Origin of the sequence: Kitasatospora sp. NPDC127067 (genome assembly GCF_042724755.1) — a bacterium.
GTDB lineage: Bacteria > Actinomycetota > Actinomycetes > Streptomycetales > Streptomycetaceae > Kitasatospora > Kitasatospora lactacystinica.
In genome coordinates, this window is sequence record NZ_JBHXEM010000036.1 from 1 (window position 1) to 25714 (window position 25714).

At 74.6% G+C, this 25714-nt stretch carries 25 protein-coding genes and 2 pseudogenes; 15 read left to right on the forward strand and 12 right to left on the reverse strand.

Annotated features, from left to right (window positions below; translation table 11 throughout):
- Positions 1-118: 118 nt before the first annotated feature.
- From ACFWJ4_RS17375 to ACFWJ4_RS17390, 4 genes are all read right to left on the reverse strand, one after another.
- Positions 119-883 carry an ABC transporter permease gene (locus ACFWJ4_RS17375; protein ID WP_380544717.1) on the reverse strand — a complete coding sequence of 255 codons (765 nt, stop codon included), beginning with the start codon at positions 881-883 and terminating at the stop codon, positions 119-121.
- A 40-nt stretch (positions 884-923) separates the two neighbouring features.
- Positions 924-1907: an ATP-binding cassette domain-containing protein gene (locus ACFWJ4_RS17380; protein ID WP_380544720.1), complete on the reverse strand. Its 984-nt coding sequence runs from the start codon at positions 1905-1907 to the stop codon at positions 924-926.
- A 239-nt stretch (positions 1908-2146) separates the two neighbouring features.
- A complete protein-coding gene (locus ACFWJ4_RS17385) occupies positions 2147-3292 on the reverse strand; it encodes a glycosyltransferase (protein WP_380544723.1) in 1146 nt (381 codons plus the stop codon).
- Complete coding sequence (locus ACFWJ4_RS17390) at positions 3289-3552, reverse strand: hypothetical protein (RefSeq protein WP_380544725.1); 264 nt, start codon at positions 3550-3552, stop codon at positions 3289-3291. Before ACFWJ4_RS17390 ends, ACFWJ4_RS17385 begins: the two co-directional genes overlap by 4 nt.
- Positions 3553-3730: 178 nt before the next feature.
- Between ACFWJ4_RS17390 and ACFWJ4_RS17395 the strand changes: the two genes are divergently transcribed.
- The 5 genes from ACFWJ4_RS17395 (at position 3731) to ACFWJ4_RS17415 (ending at position 8501) form a co-directional block, all read left to right on the forward strand.
- A complete protein-coding gene (locus ACFWJ4_RS17395; protein WP_380544728.1) occupies positions 3731-4663 on the forward strand; it encodes a 3-oxoacyl-[acyl-carrier-protein] synthase III C-terminal domain-containing protein in 933 nt (310 codons plus the stop codon).
- Between the two features lie 145 nt (positions 4664-4808).
- On the forward strand, positions 4809-5099 hold the full coding sequence (locus ACFWJ4_RS17400) for a phosphopantetheine-binding protein (RefSeq protein ID WP_049653836.1): 291 nt from the start codon (positions 4809-4811) through the stop codon (positions 5097-5099).
- 4 nt (positions 5100-5103) lie between these two features.
- A complete protein-coding gene (locus ACFWJ4_RS17405) occupies positions 5104-5889 on the forward strand; it encodes a hypothetical protein (protein ID WP_380544731.1) in 786 nt (261 codons plus the stop codon).
- Complete coding sequence (locus ACFWJ4_RS17410; RefSeq protein WP_380544734.1) at positions 5886-6563, forward strand: 4'-phosphopantetheinyl transferase family protein; 678 nt, start codon at positions 5886-5888, stop codon at positions 6561-6563. Before ACFWJ4_RS17405 ends, ACFWJ4_RS17410 begins: the two co-directional genes overlap by 4 nt.
- 123 nt (positions 6564-6686) lie before the next feature.
- Positions 6687-8501 carry a condensation domain-containing protein gene (locus ACFWJ4_RS17415; protein ID WP_380544737.1) on the forward strand — a complete coding sequence of 605 codons (1815 nt, stop codon included), beginning with the start codon at positions 6687-6689 and terminating at the stop codon, positions 8499-8501.
- A gap of 29 nt (positions 8502-8530) precedes the next feature.
- On the opposite strand, the gene ACFWJ4_RS17420 is transcribed toward ACFWJ4_RS17415, so the two are convergent.
- Positions 8531-9262 carry a hypothetical protein gene (locus ACFWJ4_RS17420; RefSeq protein WP_380544740.1) on the reverse strand — a complete coding sequence of 244 codons (732 nt, stop codon included), beginning with the start codon at positions 9260-9262 and terminating at the stop codon, positions 8531-8533.
- On the reverse strand, positions 9259-9858 hold the full coding sequence (locus tag ACFWJ4_RS17425) for an RNA polymerase sigma factor (protein ID WP_380544742.1): 600 nt from the start codon (positions 9856-9858) through the stop codon (positions 9259-9261). Before ACFWJ4_RS17425 ends, ACFWJ4_RS17420 begins: the two co-directional genes overlap by 4 nt.
- Positions 9859-10156: 298 nt before the next feature.
- Here ACFWJ4_RS17425 and ACFWJ4_RS17430 point away from each other — a divergent pair, with 298 nt between their 5' ends.
- Both ACFWJ4_RS17430 and ACFWJ4_RS17435 read left to right on the forward strand, forming a co-directional pair.
- Positions 10157-10960: an SAM-dependent methyltransferase gene (locus tag ACFWJ4_RS17430; protein ID WP_380544745.1), complete on the forward strand. Its 804-nt coding sequence runs from the start codon at positions 10157-10159 to the stop codon at positions 10958-10960.
- Positions 10961-11011: 51 nt separating this feature from the next.
- Positions 11012-11131, forward strand: a pseudogene (locus ACFWJ4_RS17435) (serine hydrolase); the annotation flags it as partial.
- Positions 11132-11394: 263 nt separating this feature from the next.
- Here ACFWJ4_RS17435 and ACFWJ4_RS17440 read toward each other — a convergent pair.
- Entirely contained in the window at positions 11395-12117 is a 723-nt protein-coding gene (locus ACFWJ4_RS17440) for a DUF981 family protein (protein WP_359914711.1), read from the reverse strand.
- 201 nt (positions 12118-12318) lie between these two features.
- Between ACFWJ4_RS17440 and ACFWJ4_RS17445 the strand changes: the two genes are divergently transcribed.
- The 3 genes from ACFWJ4_RS17445 (at position 12319) to ACFWJ4_RS17455 (ending at position 14912) form a co-directional block, all read left to right on the forward strand.
- On the forward strand, positions 12319-13206 hold the full coding sequence (locus ACFWJ4_RS17445) for a DMT family transporter (RefSeq protein ID WP_380544748.1): 888 nt from the start codon (positions 12319-12321) through the stop codon (positions 13204-13206).
- A gap of 78 nt (positions 13207-13284) precedes the next feature.
- Entirely contained in the window at positions 13285-14145 is an 861-nt protein-coding gene (locus tag ACFWJ4_RS17450) for an SDR family NAD(P)-dependent oxidoreductase (RefSeq protein ID WP_380544751.1), read from the forward strand.
- Positions 14142-14912 carry a polysaccharide deacetylase family protein gene (locus ACFWJ4_RS17455; RefSeq protein WP_380544754.1) on the forward strand — a complete coding sequence of 257 codons (771 nt, stop codon included), beginning with the start codon at positions 14142-14144 and terminating at the stop codon, positions 14910-14912. Before ACFWJ4_RS17450 ends, ACFWJ4_RS17455 begins: the two co-directional genes overlap by 4 nt.
- A 55-nt stretch (positions 14913-14967) precedes the next feature.
- Here ACFWJ4_RS17455 and ACFWJ4_RS17460 read toward each other — a convergent pair whose 3' ends face one another.
- Genes ACFWJ4_RS17460 through ACFWJ4_RS17470 form a run of 3 tightly spaced genes read right to left on the reverse strand, consistent with a single transcriptional unit; the run spans position 14968 to position 18163 of the window.
- Entirely contained in the window at positions 14968-16059 is a 1092-nt protein-coding gene (locus ACFWJ4_RS17460; RefSeq protein WP_380544757.1) for a hypothetical protein, read from the reverse strand.
- 12 nt (positions 16060-16071) lie between these two features.
- Complete coding sequence (locus ACFWJ4_RS17465; protein WP_380544760.1) at positions 16072-17016, reverse strand: NAD-dependent epimerase/dehydratase family protein; 945 nt, start codon at positions 17014-17016, stop codon at positions 16072-16074.
- A gap of 22 nt (positions 17017-17038) precedes the next feature.
- Positions 17039-18163, reverse strand: coding sequence for a DegT/DnrJ/EryC1/StrS family aminotransferase (locus ACFWJ4_RS17470; RefSeq protein WP_380544762.1), 1125 nt, complete (start codon positions 18161-18163; stop codon positions 17039-17041).
- A gap of 378 nt (positions 18164-18541) precedes the next feature.
- Between ACFWJ4_RS17470 and ACFWJ4_RS17475 the strand changes: the two genes are divergently transcribed.
- The 3 genes from ACFWJ4_RS17475 to ACFWJ4_RS17485 all read left to right on the forward strand — a co-directional run bounded on the left by ACFWJ4_RS17475 (position 18542) and on the right by ACFWJ4_RS17485 (position 23003).
- Positions 18542-20743: an MMPL family transporter gene (locus tag ACFWJ4_RS17475; protein ID WP_380544764.1), complete on the forward strand. Its 2202-nt coding sequence runs from the start codon at positions 18542-18544 to the stop codon at positions 20741-20743.
- A 224-nt stretch (positions 20744-20967) separates the two neighbouring features.
- A complete protein-coding gene (locus ACFWJ4_RS17480; protein WP_359914736.1) occupies positions 20968-22329 on the forward strand; it encodes a histidine kinase in 1362 nt (453 codons plus the stop codon).
- The gene (locus tag ACFWJ4_RS17485; RefSeq protein WP_359914739.1) at positions 22326-23003 is read left to right on the forward strand and encodes a response regulator transcription factor; all 678 of its coding nucleotides are present in this window, start codon (positions 22326-22328) and stop codon (positions 23001-23003) included. The genes ACFWJ4_RS17480 and ACFWJ4_RS17485 overlap by 4 nt, the downstream gene beginning before the upstream one ends.
- A gap of 28 nt (positions 23004-23031) precedes the next feature.
- Here ACFWJ4_RS17485 and ACFWJ4_RS17490 read toward each other — a convergent pair whose 3' ends face one another.
- A complete protein-coding gene (locus tag ACFWJ4_RS17490; RefSeq protein WP_380544767.1) occupies positions 23032-23493 on the reverse strand; it encodes a GNAT family N-acetyltransferase in 462 nt (153 codons plus the stop codon).
- A gap of 194 nt (positions 23494-23687) precedes the next feature.
- Positions 23688-24503: an SAM-dependent methyltransferase gene (locus ACFWJ4_RS17495; protein WP_380544880.1), complete on the reverse strand. Its 816-nt coding sequence runs from the start codon at positions 24501-24503 to the stop codon at positions 23688-23690.
- Between the two features lie 267 nt (positions 24504-24770).
- On the opposite strand from ACFWJ4_RS17495, the gene ACFWJ4_RS17500 reads away from it, so the two are divergent.
- Positions 24771-25118, forward strand: a complete 348-nt coding sequence (locus tag ACFWJ4_RS17500) for a PRC-barrel domain-containing protein (protein WP_380544883.1) — start codon at positions 24771-24773, stop codon at positions 25116-25118.
- A 151-nt stretch (positions 25119-25269) separates the two neighbouring features.
- Positions 25270-25518: pseudogene (locus ACFWJ4_RS17505) on the forward strand (metal-sensitive transcriptional regulator); the annotation flags it as partial.
- Between the last annotated feature and the right edge of the window lie 196 nt (positions 25519-25714).

Below are 25714 nucleotides of genomic sequence, written 5' to 3' on the forward strand. Positions count from 1 at the left end.
CCGCCGTTGGGGGCTGACGGAGCGCCCGGGCCCCCGGGCGCCGCCCGGGGGGGCCCGACACCACGCCCGGGCGGGGGCCCGCCACCCCCCCCCCCCGGGCCCCTCCCTCGTTCGTCGGTCAGCGCACCCGGGTGGAGAACAGCCGGGCCGACCAGTACACCGCCAGGACGGTCATCACCACGACCACCAGCAGTCCCTGCCACACCACGCTGTCCCCGGCGTGCCCGGAGAACAGCGCGCGCATGCCCTCCACGGCCCAGTAGAAGGGGTTCCACCTGGCCGCCTGCTGCAGCCACCCGGGCGCCAGGGTGAGCGGCAGCAGCACCCCCGACAGCAGCGCGATCGGCTGCGCGATGGTGTTGACCACCGGCGACATCGCCGCGTCGGTCGGCACCATCAGCGCGATGCCGTAGGAGAGCGCCGAGGTCATCAGCGCCAGCAGGCCCAGCAGCAGGTAGGCGAGCAGCAGGTTCAGCGGGTTCACCCGCAGCCCGAACGGCAGCGCGATCAGGGTGATCAGGACGGCCTGCACCAGCAGCGCCACCATCTCCCGCAGCGCCCGTCCCAGCAGCAGCGCCAGCCGGCTCACCGGGGTCACCCGGGAGCGCTCGATGATGCCGGCCCTGAGCTCGCCGAGCAGGCTGAAGCCGGTGAACAGTCCGCCGAAGATGCACAGCACCGCCAACAGGCCCGGCACGTACACCTGGTAGGCGTCGGCGTAGCTGTCGGCGCCCTGCGGGGCGAGCACCTTCTTCAGCAGCGGGGCGAACAGCAGGAGGTAGAACACGGGCTGGATGATGCCGACGGCGATCCAGATCGGGGTGCGGATCATGAGCAGCAGCTGGCGCTGGAAGACCAGCCAGGTGTCGCGGGCGAGCTTCACGGTCTCCCCAGGGGGTTGTGCGGGTCCGGGCGGTACGGGGTCAGGACTGCTGCAGCGAGCGGCCGGTGCGGGCCAGGAACACGTCGTCCAGGCTGGGCCGTTGGAGCTGCACGGTGCCGGGCGTCACGCCCGCCGCGTCCAGGGCGCGCAGCAGCCGGGGAATGGCGGCGGCGCCGTCCTCCAGGTACAGCCGCAGCCCCTCGTCGCCGTTCTGCTCCAGCCGGTGCAGGTACGGCTGCGCGCGCAGCACCTCGGCGGCCCGCTCGAAGGCGGCCTCCGCGGCGTCCGCGGCATCCAGCCCGACCAGGACGACGTCGCCGGAGATCTCGCGCTTGAGCGCCTCGGGGGTGCCCTCGGCCACGACCTGGCCGTGGTCGACGATGGCGACCCGGTCGCAGAGCGCGTCGGCCTCGTCCAGGTAGTGGGTGGTGACGACCACCGTCATGCCCTCGGTGCGCAGCCGGCGGATCTCCTCCCAGACGTGCGCCCGGCTGGCCGGGTCCAGCCCGACCGTGGGCTCGTCCAGGAACAGCACCCGGGGCTGGTGGATCACCCCGAGCGCGATGTCCACCCGGCGGCGCTGGCCGCCGGAGTAGGTGGCGCACGGGCGGTCGCCGAAATCGGCCAGGTCGAAGGCCTTGAGCGCGTCCGCGGCGGCCTGGACGGCCTGCGCCTTGGCCGCGCCGTACATCCGGGCCTGGAGGACCAGTTCCTCGCGGCCGCTGACGTGGTCGGTGGTGCCGCCGCCCTGGGCGACGTAGCCGATCCGGCGGCGGACCCCGGCGGGGTCGGTGAACAGGTCGGCCCCGGCGATGGTGGCCCGTCCGCCGTCCGGGCGGATCAGGGTGGCCAGCATGCGCAGGGTGGTGGTCTTCCCCGCGCCGTTGGGGCCGAGGAAGCCGTAGATCTCGCCGGCGGCGACCGACAGGTCGATGCCGCGGACGGCGTCGACGGTGGGGTGCTCGCCGCTGCGGCGGGAGGTCTTCTTGCGGTAGGACTTGCGCAGTCCCGCGGTCTCGATCAACCGGAACTCCCGTGCGGGGATGGGCTGCCACGGCACCTGGAAAGGCGGGGCTCGGCACCTGCGGAGGGCGGTGCCGCTGCGACACCCTAGGACGAACCCCGCCCCGGAAACAATGGCCTAGACCAATGGACGTACCCTCGGCCGGTCTGCTAAGGGGCGGCGGTTCCGGGCCGGGGCGGGGCGGTTCCGGGGGTGGATCGGGGCCGGTCCGGGGGTGGGACGAGCCCGGTCCGGCCCGCTCAGCCGAGCGCCTCCAGCCGGTCCGCCGCGGCCACCGCACCGCCCCCGGCGAGCAGTCGGCTCCCGACCTGAACCGCCCGCTCCCGGTGGGCCGTGGAGTCCAGGACGGCCCGCAGCGCGTCCGCCAGCCGCACCGAGGTGACGCGCGCGAACGGCACCCGCAGCCCCGCGCCCGCCGCCGCCACCTGGCCGGCCACGATCGGCTGGTCGTGCCGGATCGGTGCGGTGACCAGCGGCAGTCCGTGCGCCAGGGCCTCGCCCACGGTGTTCATCCCGCCGTGGCAGAGCACCGCGTCCAGCTCGCCGCGCGCCATCAGCTCCAGCACCGGCGCCCGCCCCACCGCGACGGCCCGGGAGGGGAGTTCGGGCAGCAGCTCGCTCGGCGCGGCGAACACCGGCTGCACCTCGTCACCGCACAGCTCCAGCGCCCGGACGGACCGGGCGAGGAAGTCCGCGCCCAGCTCGCCGGCCAGGGTTCCCATGGTGACCAGCACCCGGCGCCGACCGGGCAGCAGCCGCTCCCACGGGAAGTCCGGATCGTGCGGCCGCGCCGTGATCACCGGCCCGACGAGCGCGTGCTCCGGCGGCGGGGTCGAGCCGGTCAGGGCCGGACCGGTGGTCGCCAGGACCAGGGCGGGGGAGAAGCGCGGGTCCAGGTACTCCTCCGCGGGCAGCCCGGCGCGTTCCCACAGCCCCCGCAGCAGCCCGGTCATCCAGGCCTCGACCTGCGGCAACGCCCGGTAGGGGCGCCCCAGTTCCATCGCCCCGGGCGCGAAGGACGCCCACGGCAGACCGTGCCGGTGCGCGACCAGCGCGCCCGCCGGAGTGTGCTGGTCGACCAGCAGCACGTCCGGCCGCCACTCCCGCACGACGGCGTCCAGCGGCTTCAGCGTGAACCTGGTGTACGGGACGATGAAGCCCTCCCAGAGCGAGCGCAACGCGGCCAGCCCGTGTCCGCCCTGGGCCCGGAACGCCCGGGTACCGGTGCCGAGCACCCGGGCCTGCGGGCCGAGCAGCGGGCGCAGCACCGATTCGGTGCCGGTCCAGGCGACCTGGTGGCCGCGTGCGGTCAACTCGGCGGCGATGCCGGCGGCCGGGTTGACGTGGCCGGTCAACGGCGGCATCACCAGGAGGAACCGGGTCATCGTGCGCCCTCCTCGGGGAGCAGCCGCTGGACATCGGCGACGGTCAGGGCCTCCAGGGCGGCCAGGTCGAGCCCGGCGCGCAGCGCGGCCAGGTCGGCCTGCGGGCCGAAGCGCCCGCGCAGCCGATCGGCCAGTTCGGCGAGTTCGTCCTCGTCCAGCAGCAGGTCGCCGTCCAGCCGGGCGTCCGGGGTGACGTGACGCGCCCAGCCGGGCGGCGCACCGGCCACCTCGACCAGCAGGGCCACCAGATCCTGGTTCAACGGGGCTCCGGGGTAGGGGGGTTCAGGGTTCGACATGAGAGATCTCCCACCTGCTCGACGGCACGGGGGTGAACGCGGCCGCGCCGGGGGAAAGTTGACCGGCTTCCGGGGAGCGGCGGCGACGGAGGGGGCCCGAGATCACTTGTGCGACCCGGCGGGCGTCGGAATACTAGCCCGGGTGACCGCACTGGAGGCAGTGGCCGTCCACCTCCCCCCGCACGCCGTTCCCATCGAGGCTGTGGGCGAGCTCATCGGCCTGACCCCACGTCAACTCCGTCTCTTCCGCCGCTTCCACGGCCTGGACCAGCTGCGTCTGGATCCGACCGGGACGCTGCCCGACCTGCTCGACGCCGCCCTGGACAACCTGCCGGAGCTGCGTGGACGCGAATCCGACATCCGCTTCGTGATCCACGCCCGCAGCATGCCGGTGGCGGTGCCCCATCCGCTCAACCCGCTGCACGACCTGCTCGACGCCCGTGGACTGGCGCACGCCAACGCCTTCACGGTGACCCACCACGCCTGCGCGGTGGGCCTGCTGGCCATCGACCTGGCCGGCAGGCTGCTCGCGGACGAACCCGACCCGGCGGCGCTCGCCCTGGTGCTGACCGGCGAGAAGACCTTCACCAGGGACGCCCAGGTGGTGCCCGAGACCGGCATCTTCGCCGAGGGCGCGGCCGCCTGCCTGGTCAGCGCCGGTGGCGAGCGTCACCGGATGCTCTCCTTCGTGGTGCGCCAGCGCCCGGAGTTCGACGGCCGGCTGGCCGAGGACCCGGACCTGCTCGCCCGCTACCAGCGCGAGTACCCGAACGTGATGGTGGAGGCGATCGAGGCCGCCCTGGACCAGGCCGGTCTGGACCTCTCCGACCTGGCCGCGATCCTGCCGCACAACGTCAACCAGGCGTCCTGGCGGATGATCGCGCGCCGGATCGGCTATCCGGTCGAGAAAGTCGTGCTGGACAACGTGCGGTCGGTCGGGCACAGTTTCGCCTCGGACAGCCTCATCAATCTCCACACCGCCACCACGCGGGGGCTGCTCCGCCGCGGCGACCACTACCTGATCGCCGCCGCCGGTGTCGGAGCGACCTTCTCCGCGATGGCGATGCGGTACTGACGGTCCGCCGGCCACCGGCCGCCGATGCCGCCGAATCCGCCGGCCGCCGTCCGCACGGTGACGCCGGATTCCCACACCACCCAGAGCCCCGGGGCGCCTGCAAGCCCCGGAGCACACATCCCACGTACGACGGGACGGGACACCCATGTCAGAAGCCGCGGTCCAGACCACCGACCCCGAACTGCGCGAGCGCATCCTGCACGGCATCGGCGAGCTCCTGCCGCGCGTCCTCAAGCGCGAACTGCCCGAGATCCCGCAGGACGCCTGCCTCTTCGACGACCTCGGCCTCACCTCGGCCGGCACCATCGAGCTGATCCTGGAGCTGGAGGAGTCCCTCGACATCCAGGTGGACGTCGAGCAGATCACCGAGGACGACCTGCGGTCGGTCACCAGGCTGGCCGACTACGTCGCCGGGCACGTCATCCCCGAGGACTGACCGGGTGGCCCCCGGTCCCACCGGTCTGCGGATCACCCGGGCGCTGGCCCGCCGGTTCGACGGCCGCTCGGAGACCTCGCTCGACCCGGACCTGCGGGTCTTCGTCTCCGACCTCGTCCGCCCCTACGGCCTGCCGCTGCGCGAGGACCTGCTGGGCGAGGGCGTCGGTCACTCCTACGAGGAACTGGCCGCCGGAGTGCTCCGCGAGGCGCTCGCCGAGGACGAGCCGGCCGACCTGCTGATCCTGGCCTTCGACACCCCGGACGTGCGGCCCGGCGCGCCGTCCTCGCTGGCGCTCAGCCGGTCCGTCCCGGGTGGCCCGCTCGCCTTCGCGGTCTGCGACCAGGGTGGAGCGGCGGCCTTCACCGCACTGCGGCTGGCCGCCGGCCACCAGCGCACCGGCGGCTGCCGCCGGGCCGTGGTGGTGCTGGCCGAACAGACCGCGCTGCACTACGAGCCGCCCGGACCGGTGCCGCTGCCGGAGCGGCACGCGGTGGTGGTGCTGGTCTGCGAGGAGGCCCCCGGCGAGGGTCTGGCCGTCCGGCAGGCCAGAGGCGCGACCTCCCCGGCCGAGTCGGTCCGGGCCGCGGCCGGGGAGCTCGGGCCCGAGGCGGCACTGCTGCTCGGTCCCGGCTTCGGTCCGCCGGAGCCCCCGCCGGCCCAGCCGTTCACCGGACTCTGGGCGGAGCTGGCCGAACACCTCCCGCAGTGGCGGGCGGCAGGCCGGCCCGCGCTGCTGGCCGGGTTCGACCGCCGGCTCGGCGTGCTGAGTACGCTGACCCTGCCGTGACGGCGATCGACCTCTGGCTGATCGACACACGTCAACCGGCCGCTCCGGCCGGGGAGCTGTGGCAGCTGCTCGACCAGGGCGAGCGCGCCCGGGCGTCCGGGATGGACCCCGGGGCGTGCGAGCGTTTCACCGTGGTGCGCGGCGCCGTCCGGCAGCTGGTCGCCGCCCGGCTCGGCGTTCACCCGGCCGACGTGGTCTGGCGGTACGGGCCGAACGGCAAGCCCGAGCCGGCGGGGGACGGCGGGCTGCGGGTCAGCTGGTCGGCCTCGGACGCCGTCGCGGTGCTGGCCCTCGCCGAGGGGCGGGCGGTCGGTGTCGATGTCGAACGGCTCCACGACCCGCGGACGGCCGAGCGGATGGCCGCCCGCTGGTTCCCGGCCGAGGAGGCGTGGTTCGTCGCCGAGCCCGTCGAACCGGCCGAGCGGGCGGCGCGGTTCACCGCGCTGTGGTGCCGCCGGGAGGCCTGCGTCAAGGCGTACGGCGGGCGCGTCGTGCAGTCCTTCGGCGTGCCCGTCGCCGGTCCGTCGCCTGTGCTGGTGGCCGACCCGGGCGTGCTCGGCGCCGGCCCGGCCCGGCTCTGCGACGTCCCCGTTGCGGAACCGTTCCGGGCTGCCGTCGCCGCCCTCGGGGGATCGCCAATACATGTCAACTCGCATGAGTGGAAAGGGAATTGACGAAACGCTCGATCAGGTCCGGTTTGGTCTGGACCAGCTGGCGAGCGCGCTGGTAGCGTCCCGGTCACACCCCCTGCCGAGCCCTTCCCGGCCCTCCCCGGCAAGCCGAAAGGCGTGTACGACGTGGCACCGCACGACGCTCCACCGCAGGACCCGACGTCACTCGGCGCTCCACCGCACGACCCGACGCTGCTCAGCGCGACACCGCACGACCCGACGCTGCTCGGCGCGACACCGTACGGCGCGAATCCGGCCACCAGGCGGGTCACCGTGCGGTACGCCGCCGAGAGCAGCGGCTCCGGACCGCTCACCCGCGGCCAGGACAACATGATCCGCTGCATCCGGGCCAGTGCCCCCGAGGCGATCAACAAGGAGTCCGTCTGGCCGGTGCCCGACGGCACCTCGGTCCCCTCCGGGCTGGTCGCCCTCCGTCGGCTGGTCGAGCGGCACGAATCGTTGCGAACCTCCTTTCCCACGGGCCCCGGTCCGGACGGATTCCCGGACCGCCAGGTGGTGCACCGGCAGGGCCGGTTCGCCGTCTCCGTGGTCGAGGCCGGCTGCCGCTCGGACGCCGAACTGAACGCGATGGCCGAGGAGTTGGGCCGGGTCGATGTCACCGTTCCGGTCGGCCTCGACCTGCCGCCGAGGATCCGGTTCACGCTGATCGCCGCGGGCGATCGACTGCTGCGGCTGGTCGCCGTGGTCTGCCACGCGGGCGCCGACGGCGCCGCCACCGCCGTGCTGATCGAGGACTGGTGCGCCCTCGCCGCCGGGAAGGAGCTGCCGCCGGTCACCGCGCCGACCCCGCTGGGGATCGCCGTGGCGGAGCAGAGCGCCCAGGGCCGCCGCAGGTCGGCGGCCGCCCTGCGGCACTGGGCCCGGATCCTCACCGCCGGTCCGGTGGGCGTCTTCTCCGACGCGCGGATCAGCGGCCCGCCCCGCGACCACAGCGCCCTGCTGGTCCGCTCGCGCACCGCCGCCGACGACCTCGCCGCGGTCTGCCGGCGCACCGGTGCCAGCCCCTCGGTCGTCCTGCTCGCCGCCTTCGCCGCGCTGGTCGCCCACCGTGCGGGCCGCTCCGAGCTGGTGTTCTCGGCGCTGTCCGCCAACCGTCAGCGCGCCGCCCTGATCGACCACGTCGGCACCCTCGCGCAGGACGCGCTGATCCTGCTCGACGCCGGCGCGGCCGACCTCGACCAGCTGATCGGCCGCGCCAAGTCGGCCTCGCTGAGCGCCTACTGGCACAGCACCCTGGACGCCGAGAAGGTCTGGCAGCTGGTGGACGACGCGGCCCATGTGCGCGGCGCCCGGTTCGCCCGCCAGGTGGTCGTCAACGATCTGAGCCTCACCATCCCGGCCTCCGTCGCCGCCGTCCAGCCGCCCCCGGCCGCCGACCCCGAACTCACCGTGCTGCCCGCCCCGCCGCTGCCGGTCCGGCTGATGCTCACCGTCCTGCGGATCACCGGCAGCCTGGACTTCGCCCTGATCGCCTGTCCCCAGGTGCTCGACCCCGAGGAGGCCGAGAGCTTCGCCCGGGCGCTGCCGGCCGTGCTCGCGGCCGCCGCCGAGGGCCCGGTGCTGCTGGCCGACCTGCCCGCGGCGCTCGGGCCGCCGGGGGCCGGCCGGGGCGGTGAATGGAAGCTGGTCGACGGCTCCTGGATCGATCTCGCGGCCGTCCGCGAACTCCTGCACGCCGCGCTCGGGGACCACCGGCTCTCGGTGAGCGAGGGAAGGCTGGTGGCCGAGGTGGCCGCCGTCGACCCCTCGTTCGGCCCCGCCGAGGCCCACCGAGCCGTGGTCGCCGCCCTGGCCGGACGCGACACCGCGATGGCACCGCACCGGTACGTCGTCCGGCACACCACGCCGGCGGGGGAGTGGACCGAGACCGGGAGCGGGCGCGACCGGGCCGTCGTCGCCCGGCTGTCGGCGCTCACCTGAACGGATGATCACGGCAGCCCGCGGGACACTCACTCCCACGGGGCGCCGTGATCGTCCCCGGCTCCCCACGGAAGGTCCGTCCAGGAGCAGCCGGAGGTCGCCCCCGAGGTGAGCCCCCACGGGCTCGGCACCTCCTCCTCGTCCCCGTCCTGCACCGGCAGCCGGTCGATCACTGCGACCAGGGCCGGCGGCAGCTGCGGGGCGAGCCCCCGGTGCACCCGGGACAGGATGTCCCGCCGTACGTCGTCCGGCAGCAGTGGCCGGTTCATCCGCAACACCCGCGGCCCGGGCGCTCGTTCGGCCGTCGCCAGCTGGTCCGACCAGGCCCGCCAGTAGTCGGCGTCGTCCGTCTCGCCGAGCATCAGGTGGTGCAGGTGCAGGCAGTAGGCGGCCGTCCCGCTGCCCGAGCCCGCCGCGAAGCGCCACCAGAACTCGGCGCCCTCCTCCTTGCCGGTGGCATACAGCAGCGCGCCGAACACCTCGGCCCCCTCCGGTTCGATCCGGCGCGCGTTCACCAGCAGGTCGAGTCCGCGCGAGGCGTCCGGCGCGCCCAGCAGCAGGGCCACCACCAGGCCGAGTTCGAACGCCGCCTGCTCGTGCTCCGACGGCAGGTGGGCGGGCGCGGCGGTGAGCCTGGCCCGGCGCAGCGCCGCGACCCGCTCCGCATGGGCGCGTTCGGGCCGGGGGACGCGGAACACCGTCCGGCCGCCGTCCGCCGGTTCCGCGCGGGCCGGGGCGCCCTCCTCCGGTCTGCCCGTCACAGCTCGCCCTCGTCGTCCGGGAGTTCGCCCACCCCGAGCCGGCGGGCCAGCCGTTCCCGGGCGTGCCGGAGGTTGGAGTGCACCGTCGCCACCGGCCGCCCCAGGTACGCCGCGATCACCTTGACGTGCAGGCCGAGCAGGTACCGCAGGATCACCACGTCCCGTTGCCGGTCCGGCAGTTCGAGGATCGCCGCGTACAGCCGCACCTCGTCGGCCTCGCTGTGCAGCAGCCCCTTCGCCACCTGCTTGAAGGCCCCGATCACCGCCGCGAAGGTGACCGCCTCCACCTCCACCGGCTCCTCGGCGGCCACCCAGTCCGAGACGTGCTGGTTGGCCAACCGCCAGGCGTAGGCGGCCGGTTCCTCGAACCGCAGGACCTGCGGCCAGCAGCGGGCCAGGTCGGACTTCACCGCCCCGACGACCAGCTCCGCGTCGGACCGGTTGCCTATCCGGGTCAACGCGAGCGCGTGCCAGGCGGGTTCGTGCGTCTCGCAGAAGGCGGCGTAGGCGAGGCCCAGGCGGAGTTCGGGGTCGGACCGGGGAGCGCGGTCGGAGCCGGCCGCCGGCGCCGTCTCCGCTCCGTGAATGTGCGCCACGGCCGTTCCGCCCCGGAACCTGCGCGCCGGGGCACCCCTGTCGATCGTCATCGAGCCTGCTTTCCGTGGCCGTCGGCTGCTCACCCGGCCACCCGAGGGTCGGGCTGTCGGTGCCCATCCTCATTCCATCAGGCCCGTCACTCCAGGATGCAATCCGAATACAGATGGTCATCTCATGGGCGCCGTCGGTTGGTTGGAATGCTCCGAAGCTGTTCGGAACACGACCGGTCCCGCCTATCGTGGTCAGGAGCGATCGGTCGGGAATGATCGGTCGGGAGCGGAACCGGGGGAGAGCGCGATGGGTCTCTACGACGGGGTGGACCTGCGGCTGAACGTGCCGCACTCGGCCCGGATGTACGACTACTTCCTCGGCGGCTTCACCAACTTCGCCGCCGACCGCGAGGCCGCCGGACAGGCCCTCGCCGTCGCGCCGTGGCTGCGCGCCGCCGCCCGGGTCAACCGCGCCTTCATGCAGCGCTCGACCCGGGCGCTCGCCGAGGCCGGCTTCGACCAGTTCATCGACATCGGCACCGGCATCCCCACCTCGCCCAACCTGCACGAGGTCGCCCAGGGCATCCGGCCGAACGCCCGCGTGGTCTACGCCGACAACGATCCGATCGTGCTCTCGCACGCCCAGGCCCTGCTCACCGGCACCCCCGAGGGCCGCACCGCGTACGTCGAGGCGGACGTCACCGACCCGCTCGGACTGCTCGCCGCCCCGGGCCTGCGGGAGACCCTCGACCTGTCCCGCCCGGTCGCGCTCTCCCTCAACGCCCTGCTCCACTTCGTCCCCGACACCCACGGCGCGTACGAGCTGGTCGAGCGCCTCAAATCCGCCCTCGTCCCCGGCAGCGCCCTGGTACTGACCCACGTCAGCCCTGAGTTCGCACCCGAGGACATCGCCCGGCTGACCCGGATCTACGAGGCCGCCGGCACCGCCGCCCAGGCCCGCACCCGGTCGGAGATCGTCCGCTTCTTCGACGGCTGGACGCTCCTCGACCCGGGGCTCGTCCCCATCGCGCAGTGGCGGCCCGCGCCGGAGGAGACGCCCGGGGCCGCCGAGGAAGTCTCGCTGTACGCCGCGGTGGCCGTCCGGCCGTGAACCATCGGACGGATGACCACCGCTGACGAACCGTCAGTGCGGATCCGGTACACCGCCGCCGACCTCTGCTCCGCCGCCATCTCCTGCAGCGACAGCACCGCGGCCAACCTGCTGCTCCGCGAACTCGGCGGACCGACCGCCGTCACCGGCTTCGCCCGCTCGATCGGCGACCGTGTCACCAGCCTGGCATCGCCTGGACCCCGGCCGGCGCCCCCGTCCTCCTGGCCGTACTGACCACCGAGCCGGCGGACGAGGCGGCCCCGATGGACGAACCCCTGGCCGCCCGGACGGCCACGCTGCTCGCGGACGCGCTCGGCTGACCCGGAGCCGCGTCCCGCGGGTGGGCGCTCCGGCCCGTCCGGGACTCCGGGGGCGGCCGCTCCCCGGGGCCCGGTGGATCCGGATCCACCGGGCCCCGGCAGGACCGCCGTCGGTCACATGGTGTTGACGATGAGCCCGATGTGGGTGAAGTAGTTCAGCCCGCCGAACGCCAGGAAGGCGAGGCCGGCCAGCCCCCATGCGGCGCCGATGACCGGGCTCGTCCACCGCCGGGGCGAGCGCAGCGCGAACGGGAAGAGCAGCGCCCCGATGCCGACCAGGACGTACAGCCCGGACATGAAGCTCGCCTCCAGCCACGGCCGGTCCGAGAACTCCCCCGAGACGGGTTCCTCGGGCGGGGCGGCGAAGAGCGTGTACCTCCAGCCCGCGGCGGCGATGCCGAAGCAGGCGAGCCCCATGCCGAAGACGAACACCGAGATCGGCGCGGCCACCCGGACCGTCCGGTCGACGCCGTCCGCGGCGAGGAGCTCGCTGCCGCGCGTCCAGAGGTAGAAGGAGGCGGTGAGCAGGAGGACGCCGAACGCCAGGGCGGGCTCGCCGAAGATGATGTTGTCGAACGGGAAGCCCTGCCTGGCCAGCGGCCAGGTCAGGGTCATGTGCAGGCCGGTGGTGACGAGGGTGAACCCGAGGGCCCCGAACGCCAGCGCCCAGCCGTCGAGCGTGATGGTGCGGCCCCGGGCGAGGAGCCGACGTCCCAGTTCCACCACGAGCAGCAGCCCGGCACCGGCGGCCACGGACATGATCGTGTTGTAGGTCGGCATCCTTGCCCAGTCGATCTTCAGACCGGATGCGGCGAGCGGCACGGCGTGCTGAATCATGGATCAGGCATGACGCAACACCGCTCGTCGGCAAACCGCCCGCCGCTCAGGTGGACCCGGTGGGCCGAGCCGCTCCGCCCCGTCCCGCCCCACGCGCTCCACCCGTGCACCCTCGTCCCGTGCGCTCCATCCGTGCGCCCCCGTTCCCCCGGGCACAGACTGGTGGGGGACCGAATGCTGCCCCGCGAGGCAGGGAGAGGCATGCTGCTGGGACTCACCACCGCGTTGGCCGCGACCGTCTGCTTCGGCTTCGGGGCGGTCTTCCAGGCGCGCGGCGCGCGGTCGGCCCCGCGCGCTGACCGGGTGCGGGCGGGCCTGCTGGCCGCGCTGCTGCGGTCCTGGCAGTTCATCCTCGGCACGCTGCTGGACATCGTCGGCTTCGTGCTGAGCATCGTCGCCCTGCGCTCCCTCCCGCTCTTCCTCGTTCAGGCCGTCACCAACGCCAGCCTGGCCGTCACCGCCCTGGCGGCCGTCTGGCTGCTGGGCGCCCGGCTGCGCCGGGGCGATTTCGCGGGCATCCTCGCGGTGGTCCTCGGCCTGACCCTGCTGGCGCTCGGCTCCGGCCAGGAGGGCCGCGACCACGCCGCGACCGCCTTCCACTGGGCGCTGCTCGCCACCACCGCCGCCATGGTGCTCGCCACCGTCGTCCTGGTGCGCCGGGAGGGCAACGCGGTCGCGGCCGGCCTGGGCCTGCTGGCCGGGGTCGGCTTCGGCGTGACCAGCCTGGCCGTGCGGGTCCTGGACGTCTCCGGCCCGGTCGCCGTCCTCACCGATCCCGCCGCCTACGCCCTCGCCGTCGGTGGCCTCGGTGGCTACCTCGCCTACGCCCTGGCGCTGCAGCGCGGGACGGTGACGGCCGCGACCGCCGCCGGGACGGTGACCGAGACCTTCGGCCCGGCGCTGATCGGCGTGACGGTGCTCGGGGACGCCGCCCGGCCCGGGTTCGAGTGGTGCGCGCTGACCGGCTTCGTGGTCGCGGTGGGCGGCACCTTCGTGCTCTCCCGCTTCGGTGAGCTGGAGGGCGAGTCCGCCGAACTGGTGGCTCCGCACCGGGACACCGAGGGGGAGCCCGCCGTCCCGCCCCGGTAGCCCGGACGGCTCCGCCATGCGAAGGTGACTTGCCGGACAAATCGGACGGCGACGCGGCCACAGAGCGGCAGGTGCCCGATGGCGGAGGAGTCCCACTCCCGACCCCGGTGGTCAGGCCCGAAGGCCCGCACGGACCCCTCGGACCCCAAGGAGCCCTCGGCCCCGAAATCCCCGGAGGGCCGGACCGCCCCGGCCGACCGCCCGGTCGCGCTGATCACCGGCGCCTCCTCCGGGATCGGCCTCGCCACCGCCACCCGCCTGGCCGACGCCGGCTGGCACACCCTGCTCTCCGGCACCGACCGCGCCCGCCTCGACGAACTCGCCGACCGCACCGGCGGCCGCGCCCTGCCCGAGGACCTGAGCAAGCCGGACGGCCCGGCCCGCCTCGCGGAGGCCGCCCTGGCCGCGGCCGGCCGGGTGGACGCCCTGATCGCGAGCGCCGGCCTGGGCTGGCGCGGCCCGTACGCGCAGACGCCCTCCGACACCCTGGACCGGATGATCGAGGTCAATCTCGCCGCCCCGCTGCGCCTGGTCCGCCTGCTGCTGCCCGGCATGCTGGAACGCCGCCGCGGCCGGATCGTGCTGCTCGGCTCGATGGCCGGCCAGGTCGGCGTGCGGGACGAGTCGGGGTACGCCGCCACCAAGGGCGGGCTGACGATGTTCGCGGAGAGCCTCTGGTACGAGCTGCGCGGCACCGGGGTGGGGGTGCGCCTGGTGCTCCCGGGGCCCGTGGACACCCCGTTCTTCGACCGGCGCGGCACGCCGTACCAGCGCGAGCGCCCGCGCCCGGTCCCGGCGGAGCGGGTCGCGGACGTCGTGGTCGCGACCATCACCACCGGGCGCGACCGGCTCTACGTCCCGCAGTGGCTCGGCTTCCCGGCCCGCATCCACGGGGTGGCCCCGGGCGTGTTCCGCCGGATGGCCTCCCGCTTCGGGTGAGCGCCGCCGTGCGGCGCCCGGGGGCGCTCACCGCCGGGGCCCTCGCCGTCGCCGCCGGGGCCGAGTTCCTGCACCTCGCCCCGGCCGCCGTCCGGCTGCCGCCGCTGCGCCGCACCCTGGCACGCCGCACCGCCGGCCACGGCACCGCGCCCGGCCACGTCGCCCTGACCTTCGACGACGGCCCCGATCCGCGCAGCACCCCGTACGTCCTCGACGCGCTGGACGAACTCGGTGCGCGCGCCACCTTCTTCCTGCTCGGCGCGATGCTGGAGCGGGCCCCCGCGCTCGGCCGGGAGCTGGTGCTGCGCGGCCACGAGGTGGCCGTCCACGGCTGGCACCACCGGCGGCAGTGGTACCCGGCCCCCGTCCGCGACCTGCGCGAACTGCGTCGCGCCGCCGAGGCGGTGACGGGACTCTGCGGCGCCCGTCCGCTCTGGTACCGCCCGCCGTACGGGGTCCTGACCGCGGGCCCGGCCCTGGCCGCCCGCCGCCTCGGCCTGCGCAGCGTGCTGTGGACCGCCTGGGGCCGCGACTGGACGGCCGAGGCCACCGGCGCGTCCGTCTACGCGACCGCCCGCCCGGGCCTCACCGGCGGTGCCACCCTCCTGCTGCACGACTCCGACTGCACCTCCGCCCCCGGCTCCTGGCGCGCCACCCTCGCCGCGCTCCCCCTGATCGCCGCGCACTGCCGCACCCGCCGCCTCACCCTCGGCCCCCTCCGCGACCACCGGGTGCCGCCGCCCGCCGGCCGGAACCGTCCGGTGTGACCGACGCGTCGTCAGGAGTGCCGGACGCCGGCCGCTCCGGCCGCGCCCGGTGCGGCTATCCCAGCCCCATCCGCCGCAGCGCCGCCCCGAACCCCGCCTGCCACGCCTCCGGTGTGGCGCCGGCGGACGGCGCGGGCTCGGGGCGGTGGAGCGCGGCCAGGGCGTTGCGGACCACCTCGGCCGGGTGGGCGGTGGCGACGTCGGCGTGGCCGAGTTCCAGCTCGTGCTGGAGGTTGTCGCGCCCGTGCCCCTGCACCACGTCGAGGAGCAGCAGCCGCCGGCCCAGTGCCCGGGCCTCGCTGCAGGTGTCGCCCGAGCTGGTGACCACCAGGTCGGCGGCGGCCATCAGCGCGGGGACGCGGTCGGTGTAGCCGAAGGGGTGCAGCCGGGGCTCCCGGCGCGCGGCGGCCCGCAGCCGGCGCTCCAGTTCCCGGTTGCGCCCGGCCACCGCGAGGACGTGCGGCCCGGCGGCGGCCAGCGAGGCGGCGGTGCGGGCGAGCGGACCGAGCCCCCAGGAGCCGGACATCAGCAGGACGCACGCGGCGCCCGCCGGCACGCCCAGCTCCGCCCGCGCCGCGGCCCGTCGCGGCGGCCGGTAGAACGGCCGGCGCAGCGGCGCCGGCACGACGGCGATGTCGGCATCCGGCCGGTACCGCCGGACCGCGCACGCGGCGACCTCGGAGGTGACCAGGAACAGGTCCGTCCCCTCCTGCACCCAGAGCCGGTGCGGCGTCACGTCGGTGCAGAACACGAAGTGCCGGAACTCCCGCTCCGGCGCCTGCCGCAGCAGCCGGTTGACCGCCGAGGTCGCGGTGGCGAACACCGAGACCACCAGTTGCGGCCGCTGCGCCTCGATCAGCTCCCGCAGCGCCGGGACCAGCCGGCCGCGGGCCGCCGCGTCGGCGAGCAGGGCGATCCGGGCACCGGGCCGCAGCGCCGAGAAGTGGAAGGCGTCGTACACCCCGGGCAGGTCGAGCAGCCGGCGGAACACCGCCTCCCCGGCCGCGCCCGAGCGCTGCCCGAGCAGGGCCATGGCGTCGACGGTGCGGGTGGTCCAGCCGCGTTCCCGCAGGGTGTCGGCGCAGGCCTGGGCCATCACGTCGTGGCCCTGTCCGAGCGAGCCGGAGACCAGCAGGGCGTGCGGCATCGGGCGGCCCCGTCAGGCGCCGGCGGCGGTGCCGACGGCGGCCCGGTACCAGTCCGCGTACCGCCGCACGCCGTCGGTGAAGTTGGTGCTCGGCGACCAGCCCAGCAGCCGCTTGGCCTGCGCCGAGGAGATCCGCCGCCCCGCGTAGTCGGCCTTCCGCCCGTCGATGTGCTCGATGGTGACGGGTCCCAGCAGGCCGTCCACCGTGTCGGCGATGTCCCGCACCGAGACGGCCGTCGAGCCCTCCAGCGCGAAGGTCTGGTCCTCGGCGGCGGGGGACAGGGCCCGGACGTGGGCGTCGGCGAGGTCCTCGACGTAGACGAAGTTGCGGCTCTGCCGGCCGTCCCCGGCGATGGTGATCGGCCGGCCGGCCAGCGCGGCCTGGACGAACCGGGCGACGACCAGCTCGTCCCGCATCCGGGGGCCGTACGGGATGCCGTAGCGCAGGATGGTGAAGTGCTGCCCGTAGAGCTCGCGGTAGCTGTGCACCAGCATCTCGGCGGCGAGCTTGGTGGCCACGTACAGATGGCCGCTGTGCTCCAGCTCGATCGGTACGTGCTCGTCCAACTCCTGCTCGCTGCTGTCGAGTTGCTCGTCGGTGAGGGCGGCGCCGTAGACCCAGACGGTGCTCGCCAGGACCGTCCGGCTCAGGCCGCTGCGCCGGGCGGCCTCCAGGACGGCCTCGGTGCCGTCGATGTTGGTCCGCACCGCGCGGACCGGGTCGGCGCTGACCTGCTCGACGTCGGCCATGGCGGCCAGGTGGTAGACCACCTCGCTGCCGGCCAGCGCCGCGGTGAGGGCCTTGAGGTCGAGGACGTCGAGCCGCGCGTGCTCGGCGTCCGGGTTGAGGTACTTGTCGGTGGTGTCCACCGCGAGGACGTCGTGGCCGGCCGCGATCAGGTGGTCCACGACGTGTGAGCCGATGAACCCGCAGCCCCCGGTGACGGCTATCCGCACGATCTTGCTCCCTTCGCTCCGGCTACCCGGCCAGGCGCCGGTACACCGCGGAGACGGCGTCGACCACCTGCTCCGTCTCGTCCTCGGTCATGTCGGAGTGCACCGGCAGGCAGACCTGCCGGGCGCAGACGTCCTCGGCCACGGGCAGCGGCCCGCGCCGGTACGGGGCGAACACCGGCTGGAGGTGCAGCGGCAGGTCGTAGACCTCGCCGGAAAGCCGCACCGCGTGCTCCTCGGCCACCGCCCGCTTGAACTCGGCGCGGTCGACCCCGGCCGGCAGCAGCGCCACGTACTTGTAGTAGTTGCCGCGGCAGCCGGGCGGTTCGGGCACCGGGTCGAGCCCGTCCAGCCCGGCGAGCGCCGTGTCGTAGCGGCGGGCGACGGCCCGGCGGGTCTCGATGAACTCCTTCAGCCGGCGCAGGTGCACCGCGCCGATCGCGGCGTGCGGCTCGCTCATCCGCCAGGAGTAGCCGGGCTTCACGTGGTGGTTGGTGGTGAAGGAGCCCTTGCCCTGGTCGCGGTAGATCCGGGCCCCGTCGCGCAGCTCGGGCGACTCGGTGAGGATCATCCCGCCCTCGCCGCTGGTGGTGACCTTGGTCGGGTAGAAGGAGAAGGCCCCGGCCAGGCCGAAGGTGCCGGCGGCGCGCCCGTTGAAGCTGCTGCCGTGGGCGTGCGCGGCGTCCTCGACCAGTGGGACGCCGCGCCGGTCGCACAGCGCCCGCAGGGCGTCGACCCGCGGGCCGACCAGCCCGCCGATGTGCACCAGGACGACGGCGGCGGTGTCCGGGGTGAGCGCCGCCTCCAGGGTCTCGGGGGACAGCGCGAGGGTGGCCGGATCGACGTCGGCGAAGACCGGCCGCCCGCCCGCGTGCACCACCGCCCCGGCGGTCGCGTAGAACGTGACGGCGGGGACGACCACGTCGCGGCCCCGGACGTCGACGCTGCGCAGGATCACCTCCAGCGCCGCCGTGCCGCTGCTCACCGCGACGGCGTGCGAGGCGCCGTGCTCGGCGGCGAAGGCCTGCTCGAAGCGCTCGGTCCACGGACCGAGGGTCAGCGCGCCGGTGGTGAGCATCTCGGTCACCGCTTCGGCGACGGCCGCGCGGTCGCTCTCGTCGAACACGATGCGGGCGGCTGGAACGCCCATGGGCACCTCCGGCGGCGGGCTGCCGGAGCAGCACCGATCGGGTCGAATCCTCCCGAACCGCACGTCAGCGGACGGGTCAGGCACATCACGCTACTTCGCCCACCGGTCCCCGGCCCGCCGTCGCCGACCGCACGGGTGACCGGATCTGCTGCCGCCGCAGGTCCGGGGGCTGCTTCCGGCGCAGGGCGTGCGCTCCTCCGTGCGGGGGATGGCACTACTGCGTCCGCAGTACGCAAACGGCCTGCACAGGGACGACGACGGAGCAGGGGTCGGCGATCAAGGATGGGTCATGCTGCGGGGACCGCGTCCACCAGGACGTCCGGTCGGCCGCGGCGCCTCCTGTTCCCGAGAACCGCATCCGAAGGAGTCCGCTCTCCCGTGGCCACGTTCCTCTACCGCCTGGGCCGATGGACCTTCGTCCGGCGCCGGCTGGTGACCTTCCTCTGGGTCGCCGTGCTGGCAGCCGTCGGAGTCCTGGCGGCCAAGGCGCCCGCCGCACCCGACGACGGCTTCGCGATGCCCGGCACGGAAGCGCAGAAGGCGTTCGACCTGATGAACGAGCGCTTCCCCGGCGGCCACGCCGACGGGGCCTCGGCGCGCCTGGTGTTCGTCGCCCCCTCCGGCCAGAAGATCACCGCCGCGCCCAACCAGCAGGCGGTCGAGCGGACGGTCGGCGAGCTCGCCGGCTCCGAGCAGGTCACCGGCGCGGTGAGCCCGTTCAAGATGCCGGGCGCCGTCTCCTCGGACGGCACCACCGCCTACGCGACGGTGAGCTACTCCGCCAAGGCCGGCGAGGTGTCCAAGACCGCCACCGACACCCTGGAGCGGGCCGCCCAGCACGGCCGGGACGCCGGGCTCAAGGTCGAGATCGGCGGCACCGCGCTGATGGCCAAGGCCGACGCCGGGGGCAGCAGCGAGGCCATCGGCATGGCGCTGTCCGCCGTCGTGCTGGTGATCACCTTCGGCTCGCTGGTCGCGGCCGGCCTGCCGCTGCTCACCGCGGTCGTCGGCGTGGGCCTCGGCATGGCGCTGATCACCGCGCTCGGCAGCACGCTCGGGCTCTCCACCACCACCGGCACCCTCGCCATGATGCTCGGCCTCGCGGTCGGCATCGACTACGCGGTGTTCATCGTCTCCCGCTACCGCGCCGAGCTCGCCGAGGGCCGCGCGCCCCAGGAGGCGGCGGGCCGGGCGGTCGGCACCGCCGGGTCCGCGGTGGTCTTCGCGGGCCTCACCGTGGTGATCGCGCTCGCCGGCCTCTCCGTGGTCGGCATCCCGATCCTGGCCAAGATGGGCATGGCCGCCGCCGGGACGGTCGTCATCGCCGTGCTGGTCGCCCTCACCCTGGTGCCCGCCCTGCTCGGCTTCCTCGGCCGCAAGGTGCTGCCGCGCAAGGCCCGCAAGGCCCGCGGCGGGGCGGCCCCGGCCGCGAAGGAGAACGGCGGCGCCCGCTGGGCCCGCTTCATCCTGCGCCGCCCGCTCGCGGTACTGCTCGGCGGTGTGATCGGCCTCGGCGTGCTCGCCGCCCCCGCGCTCGACCTGCGGCTCGGCCTGCCGGGCGACGAGTCGAAGCCCACCTCCACCACCCAGCGACGCGCGTACGACCTGCTCTCCGAGGGCTTCGGCCCCGGCTTCAACGGCCCGCTGACGGTCATGGTGGACGCCAAGGGCGTCGCCGACCCGAAGGCCGCCGCGAACGAGGTCGCCAAGAAGGTCTCCGGGCTGCCGGGGGTCGTCGCGGTGACGCCGCCGATGTTCAACCAGGCGGGCGACACGGCCCTGCTCAACGCCGTCCCGGCGACCGGTCCGAGCGAGGCCGAGACCAAGGGCATCGTGCACGCCATCCGCCACGACGCGGCCGGCCTGAAGACGGCCACCGGGGCGACGGTCCTGGTCAGCGGCACCACGGCGATGAACATCGACGTCTCGCAGAAGATGTCCGACGCCCTGCTGCCCTACCTCGCCGTGGTCGTCGGCCTCGCCGTCGTCCTGCTGATGGTGGTCTTCCGCTCGATCCTCGTGCCGCTGAAGGCGGCCCTCGGCTTCCTGCTGTCTGTGGTCGCCGCGCTCGGCGCCGTGGTCGCGGTCTTCCAGTGGGGCTGGCTGGCCGAGCTGATCGGCGTGGAACAGACCGGCCCGGTGATGAGCATGATGCCGATCTTCATGATCGGTGTGGTCTTCGGCCTCGCCATGGACTACGAGGTGTTCCTGGTCACCCGCATCCGCGAGGGCTACGTCCACGGCGAGGAGCCCGGCGAGGCGATCGTCACCGGCTTCCGGCACAACGCCCGGGTGGTCACCGCCGCCGCGTTCATCATGATCGCCGTCTTCGCCGGCTTCATCGGGATGAGCGAGCCGATGATCAAGATGATGGGTCTGGGCCTCGCCGCGGCCGTCGCCTTCGACGCCTTCATCGTCCGGATGACCGTCGTCCCGGCCGTCCTCGCCCTGCTCGGTCGCCGCGCCTGGTGGCTGCCGCGCTGGCTCGACCGCCTGATACCGGACGTGGACGTCGAGGGCAGCAAGCTGGAGACCCCCGCCCCCGAGCAGGCCCCGGCCCGGGAGTCGGTCACCGTCTAGGGCACTGCCGCCCGGCCCCGCCCCGACACCGTGCGGGGCCGGGCCGGCGCCCTACCGCTCGGACACCGGTTCGAGCCCAACCGTTACCGTTGCTGTCGGGGGCCACCGCGTGTGCGGAGGCCCCCGCCGCGGCCAGCCGCGCCCCCGAGCGGGATCGGCGCGGCTCGAACCCAGGCTGCCCGGTTGCGGGCGTGGCCAGCGTCCCCCGACCGGAGAGCAGGAGCATGAGCGACTTCTGGCAGCGCCTGCGCCGCGACCATCCGCGGCTGCTCGACGTCGCCGGCGGCACGGCCATGATCACGGTCACCGCCCTCGGCGCCACCATCGACCAGACCGGCGGCCGCTTCACCCCGTTCGCCGCGCCCACCTTCGTCATCGCGCTGGTCTCCGCCGTCACCGTGCTCGCCCACCGCCGCCACCCGCGTGCGGTGGTCGCCGTCACGCTGCTCTGCACGATGCTGCTCGCCATGGTCAGCCCCCGGCTCACCCCGACCCTGGCCACCCCGCTGCTGCTCGCGCTCTACTTCCTCGCCATCCGCACCGACCGCGCCACCGCGCTGCGCGCCTCGGTCGCCGCCGCCGTCCTGCTCACCGGGATCGCCCTGCTGTTCGGCCCCGGCGGGCCGGTCAGCGAACGGCTCGGCGTGCTCGCCTGGGCCCTGCTGCCCGGCGCCCTCGGCGACTCGATCCGCAACCGCCGCGCCCACCTCGCCGCCATCGAGGAGCGTGCCGAACGCGCCGAGCGCACCCGTGAGGAGGAGGCCCGTCGGCGGGTCGCGGACGAGCGGATCAGGATCGCCCGCGACCTCCACGACGTCGTCGCCCACCACATCGCCCTCGCCAACGCCCAGGCCGCCATCGCCGTCCACCTCATGGACAACCACCCCGTCCAGGCCCGGGAGGTGCTCAGCCACATCACCGACGCCACCGGCTCGGCCCTCCAGGAACTGCGCGCCACCGTCGGCCTGCTGCGCCGCGCCGAGGACCGCGCCCCGCTCGAACCCGCCCCGGGCCTCGACCGGCTGCCCGAACTGATCACCACCTTCGAGCGGGCCGGCCTGCCGATCCGGCTCTCCGTCGAGGGCGAGGCCCGCCCGCTGTCGCCCGGCGTGGACCTCACCGCCTTCCGGATCGTCCAGGAGTCGCTGACCAACGTGGCCAAGCACGCCCACGGCGCCGACGCCGAGATCACCCTCGCCTACAGCGGCAGCCGGGTCGCGGTCAGCGTCGCCAACGGCCGACCGACCGCGACCGGCCGCCGCCGCGCGGTGTCGCTGCCCCAGCACCCGCCCAGCGAGGGCGGCTTCGGCCTGATCGGCATGCGCGAGCGGGCCGGGGCGGTCGGCGGCCGGCTCAGTGCCGACCGGCGGCCCGACGGGGGCTTCCTGGTCACCGCCGAACTGCCGCTGCGCACCGGCGCCCGCGACGACGGCCCCGAGTCCGCGGGCGCCTTCACCGCCGCCGACGTCGCCCGGGCTGCCCGGGCCGCGCGCACCACCCGTACCGATCGCCCGACACCGGCCGAACGACAGGAGCACGCCGCCCGAGCGGACGGCGCGCTCCGAGAGGACAGGGACCACGCATGACCATCCGGGTACTGCTCGCCGACGACCAGGCCCTGCTGCGCGGTGCCTTCCGCCTGCTGATCGAGGCGGAGGAGGACATGGAGGTGGTCGGCGAGGCCGCCGACGGCCGGGAGGCCGTCGCGCTCGCCCGGGCCACCAAGCCCGACATCGTGCTGATGGACATCCGGATGCCCGGCGTCGACGGTCTCGGTGCCACCGCCGAGATCTGCGGCGACGAGGAGCTGTCCGGCACCCGGGTGCTCATCCTCACCACCTTCGAGATCGACGAGTACGTGGCCCAGGCGCTGCGCGCGGGCGCCGGTGGATTCCTCGGCAAGGGCGCCGACCCCAAGGAACTGCTCGCCGCCGTGCGCACCGTCGCGGCGGGCGAGGCGCTGCTCTCGCCCGCCGCCACCCGGGCCGTGATCGACCAGTTCCTGGCCCAGCCCGAGCCGGCGTCCGCCACCCCCGCGAGCGAGCGGCTGGCCGTCCTCACCGCCCGTGAGCGCGAGGTGATGTCGATGGCCGCCACCGGCCTCACCAACGAGGAGATCGCCGAGCGGATGTTCGTCAGCCCGTTCACCGTCCGCACCCACGTCCACCGGGCGATGTCCAAGCTCGACGCCCGAGACCGGGCCCAGCTCGTCGCCATCGCCTACCAGACCGGCCTGGTCCCGCCCGGCCGTCCGGTCTGAGCGTGCGGCGGGCGCGGCGGGGCCGGGGTCAGGCCGGGGGCTGACCCGCACCCGCCCGCGGAGCGCGGACGCGGGGGAGCCCGAAGGCGGACATCTCCTTCTCCTCGTAGGAGAGGAAGCCCAGGGAGCGGTAGAAGGCGTGGTTCCGCACACCCTCCGGGGTGGACTCGTGGTCGGTGGAGAGCAGGAAGAAGCGGCAGTGCGCGTAGCGGTCCATCAGGTGCTCCATCAGCGCACGGCCCACGCCCTCGCGGTGGTGGCGCGGGTGCACCAGGACGTCCTGGACATAGCAGACCGCCTCGTCGTCCGAGATGGTGCGGGCCAGCCCGAGCAGTTCCCCCGACTCGTCGCGCGCGGTCACGACCAGATGGGAGTTGGCCAGGCCGCGCATCAGTTTGTCGACGTCGCTGGTGTAGCCCTCCCACTCCACCGCGTCGTACAGCTCGAACATCTCGTCGCGGTCGAACTCCACCTCGCGGGCGATGATCACACGGCCTCCCCGATCGCGCGGCTCTCCCCGAGTCGCGGTGCCTGACGTATCCGAACTGCCGATCGTTCCAGGCCGGCCCGCTCCGCTCAAGGCGGTACGGGCCGCCTGCCCCGGGCCACGTCAGCCCGTTCGCGCGCGATCGCACGGGGGCCGACAGCCGGATCTTCCCGCGCACCGGCCGACCGGCCCGGGCCTCAGGGCTTGCGGGCCACCGCGCCGTACATGCTGACGCGGTCGGCGCCGGGCTCGGGGGTGGTGTCGGGGCGCCAGAGGGGGACGGTGGTGACGCCGGGTTCGAGGAGGTCGAGGCCGTCGAAGAAGGCCCGGACCTCCTCGCGGGAGCGGCCGACGAGGGGAGCGGTGGCCCTGTCGTACACGCCGGTGACCCGGTCGCGAGTCGTGGAAGGGATGAAGTCGGCGGTGCCGTGCGACAGGACCAGATGGCTGCCGGAGGGCAGGGTGTCCAGCAGCCCTGCGAGCACCCGGTGGGGCTGGTCCTCGTCCCGCAGGAAGTGGAGGACCGCGGCGAGGACGAGCCCGACCGGGCGGGAGAAGTCGAGCAGCTCCACCGCCCGGACGGCGTCCAGCAGATGGCCGGGCTCACGCAGGTCGGCCTGGATGACGGTGGTGCGGCCGGCGCCCGAGCCGGCCATCAGGGCCCGGGCGTGGCTGAGCACGATCGGGTCGTTGTCCACGTAGACGACCCGGGCACCGGGCCTGGCCGTCCGGGCGATCTCGTGGGTGTTGCCGGCCGTGGGGATGCCGGTGCCGATGTCGAGGAACTGGTCGATGCCGAGGTCGGCGACGCACCGCACCGCGCGGGTGAGGAAGGCGCGGTTGGCGCGGGCGGTGGAGCGGAACTCCGGGTTGGCGGCGAGCGCCTTCTCGGCGGCGGCGCGGTCGGCGGGGAAGTTGTCCTTGCCGCCGAGGTAGTAGTCGTACATCCGGGCCGGATGCGGCACGTCGGGCCGCAGGTCGGCCGCGATCCCGGCCCCGTCGGACTCCCACATGTTCTCGTACCCCACGGCTGCCGCCCCCTTCGCCCGGACACCACTGACACCGCTGACGATCCACTCGCGGTCCTGCTGCCGGACAGCCTAAAGCCCAGGTCACGGCGCCCGTGGCGGTTGGCCGGGTCACCCCCGTATGTCCCTTTCGTCGGGCCGGGGGCTCATGGTCTCGCCGCGCGTCCCGGCCGCTCCCGGAGCAGGATGGGAGACCGGGGCGGGGGAACAGGGGAACAGCCGGGGACGGGAGGTCGGACCGTGGGCATCGCGATGGCGGACATCCGCGAGTGGCGCGGCCACGCCGTGGTCGACGAGAAGGGCCACCGCATCGGTTCGCTGGAGTCGGTCTACGTGGAGACGGCCAGCGACGAGCCGTTCTTCGCCACCGTCACGGTCGGGTTCGCCGGTCGGCGCCGCCTGGTGTTCGTCCCGTTGGAGGGTGCGGTGGCCGGTCCGGACTACCTCCGGGTGGCGTACCCGCGCAACCTCGTCAAGCAGGCGCCGGCGATCGGCACCGACGACGTGCTGCCCGTCGAGGACGAGCCCGCCGTGTTCGCGCACTACGAGCTTCCGTACGCGACCGGCGCGGGCGGGGAACGCCGCCTGGCCCGCCGCTGAGCCGTGCCCTGGCCCGCCGCCGACCCGCGCCCGCCCGTGCCGCCGACCCGCGTCCGGCGCTGGCGGGTCGGGTACGACGTTCGCCACCCGGGAATGAATACCCCGCCGGGTACACTTGTCCATCGACAGTCGATGTGAAAGGCGGCCCGACATGCAGGTGGACGAGGAGGCGGTCGGCGCGGTCCTGAACCGGCTGCGTCGCGCGCAGGGGCAGTTGGCCGGGGTGATCGCGATGATCGAGGCGGGCCGGGACTGCAAGGACGTGGTCACCCAGCTCGCCGCCGTCTCGCGCGCGCTCGACCGGGCCGGGTTCAAGATCGTCGCGAGCGGCATGCGCCAGTGCATGGCCGCCGCGGACGAGGACGCCCCGCCGATGAGCGAGGCCGAGCTGGAGATGATCTGCCGCCCCCGGCCCTGCCGGGCGCTGCGCGCCTCAGTCGCTGGGTCCGCCGGGGGGCGGGGTGTCCGGCCCCCCCGCGGCCCCCGTCGTATGTCCGCAGGTGCGCCCACCGAAGTTCCCGCACCGCCCGACGCCCCGTCATGCTTCGTTCATGCGCCGGTCGCCGGCCTTCGGGTGAATGAGGCCGCCCGCAGTT

What these genes read in the sequence shown, in the direction of transcription:
- ACFWJ4_RS17460 (WP_380544757.1), bottom strand. Translation starts at nt 16,059, where the DNA reads ATGCCGCACGCCCTGCTGGTCTCCGGCTCGCTCGGACAGGGCCACGAC.
- ACFWJ4_RS17440 (WP_359914711.1), bottom strand. Translation starts at nt 12,117, where the DNA reads ATGATTCAGCACGCCGTGCCGCTCGCCGCATCCGGTCTGAAGATCGAC.
- ACFWJ4_RS17495 (WP_380544880.1), bottom strand. Translation starts at nt 24,503, where the DNA reads ATGTGGGAGTCCGACGGGGCCGGGATCGCGGCCGACCTGCGGCCCGAC.
- ACFWJ4_RS17385 (WP_380544723.1), bottom strand. Translation starts at nt 3,292, where the DNA reads ATGACCCGGTTCCTCCTGGTGATGCCGCCGTTGACCGGCCACGTCAAC.
- ACFWJ4_RS17480 (WP_359914736.1), top strand. Translation starts at nt 20,968, where the DNA reads ATGAGCGACTTCTGGCAGCGCCTGCGCCGCGACCATCCGCGGCTGCTC.
- ACFWJ4_RS17500 (WP_380544883.1), top strand. Translation starts at nt 24,771, where the DNA reads ATGGCGGACATCCGCGAGTGGCGCGGCCACGCCGTGGTCGACGAGAAG.
- ACFWJ4_RS17470 (WP_380544762.1), bottom strand. Translation starts at nt 18,163, where the DNA reads ATGGGCGTTCCAGCCGCCCGCATCGTGTTCGACGAGAGCGACCGCGCG.
- ACFWJ4_RS17430 (WP_380544745.1), top strand. Translation starts at nt 10,157, where the DNA reads ATGGGTCTCTACGACGGGGTGGACCTGCGGCTGAACGTGCCGCACTCG.
- ACFWJ4_RS17450 (WP_380544751.1), top strand. Translation starts at nt 13,285, where the DNA reads ATGGCGGAGGAGTCCCACTCCCGACCCCGGTGGTCAGGCCCGAAGGCC.
- ACFWJ4_RS17485 (WP_359914739.1), top strand. Translation starts at nt 22,326, where the DNA reads ATGACCATCCGGGTACTGCTCGCCGACGACCAGGCCCTGCTGCGCGGT.
- ACFWJ4_RS17445 (WP_380544748.1), top strand. Translation starts at nt 12,319, where the DNA reads ATGCTGCTGGGACTCACCACCGCGTTGGCCGCGACCGTCTGCTTCGGC.
- ACFWJ4_RS17400 (WP_049653836.1), top strand. Translation starts at nt 4,809, where the DNA reads ATGTCAGAAGCCGCGGTCCAGACCACCGACCCCGAACTGCGCGAGCGC.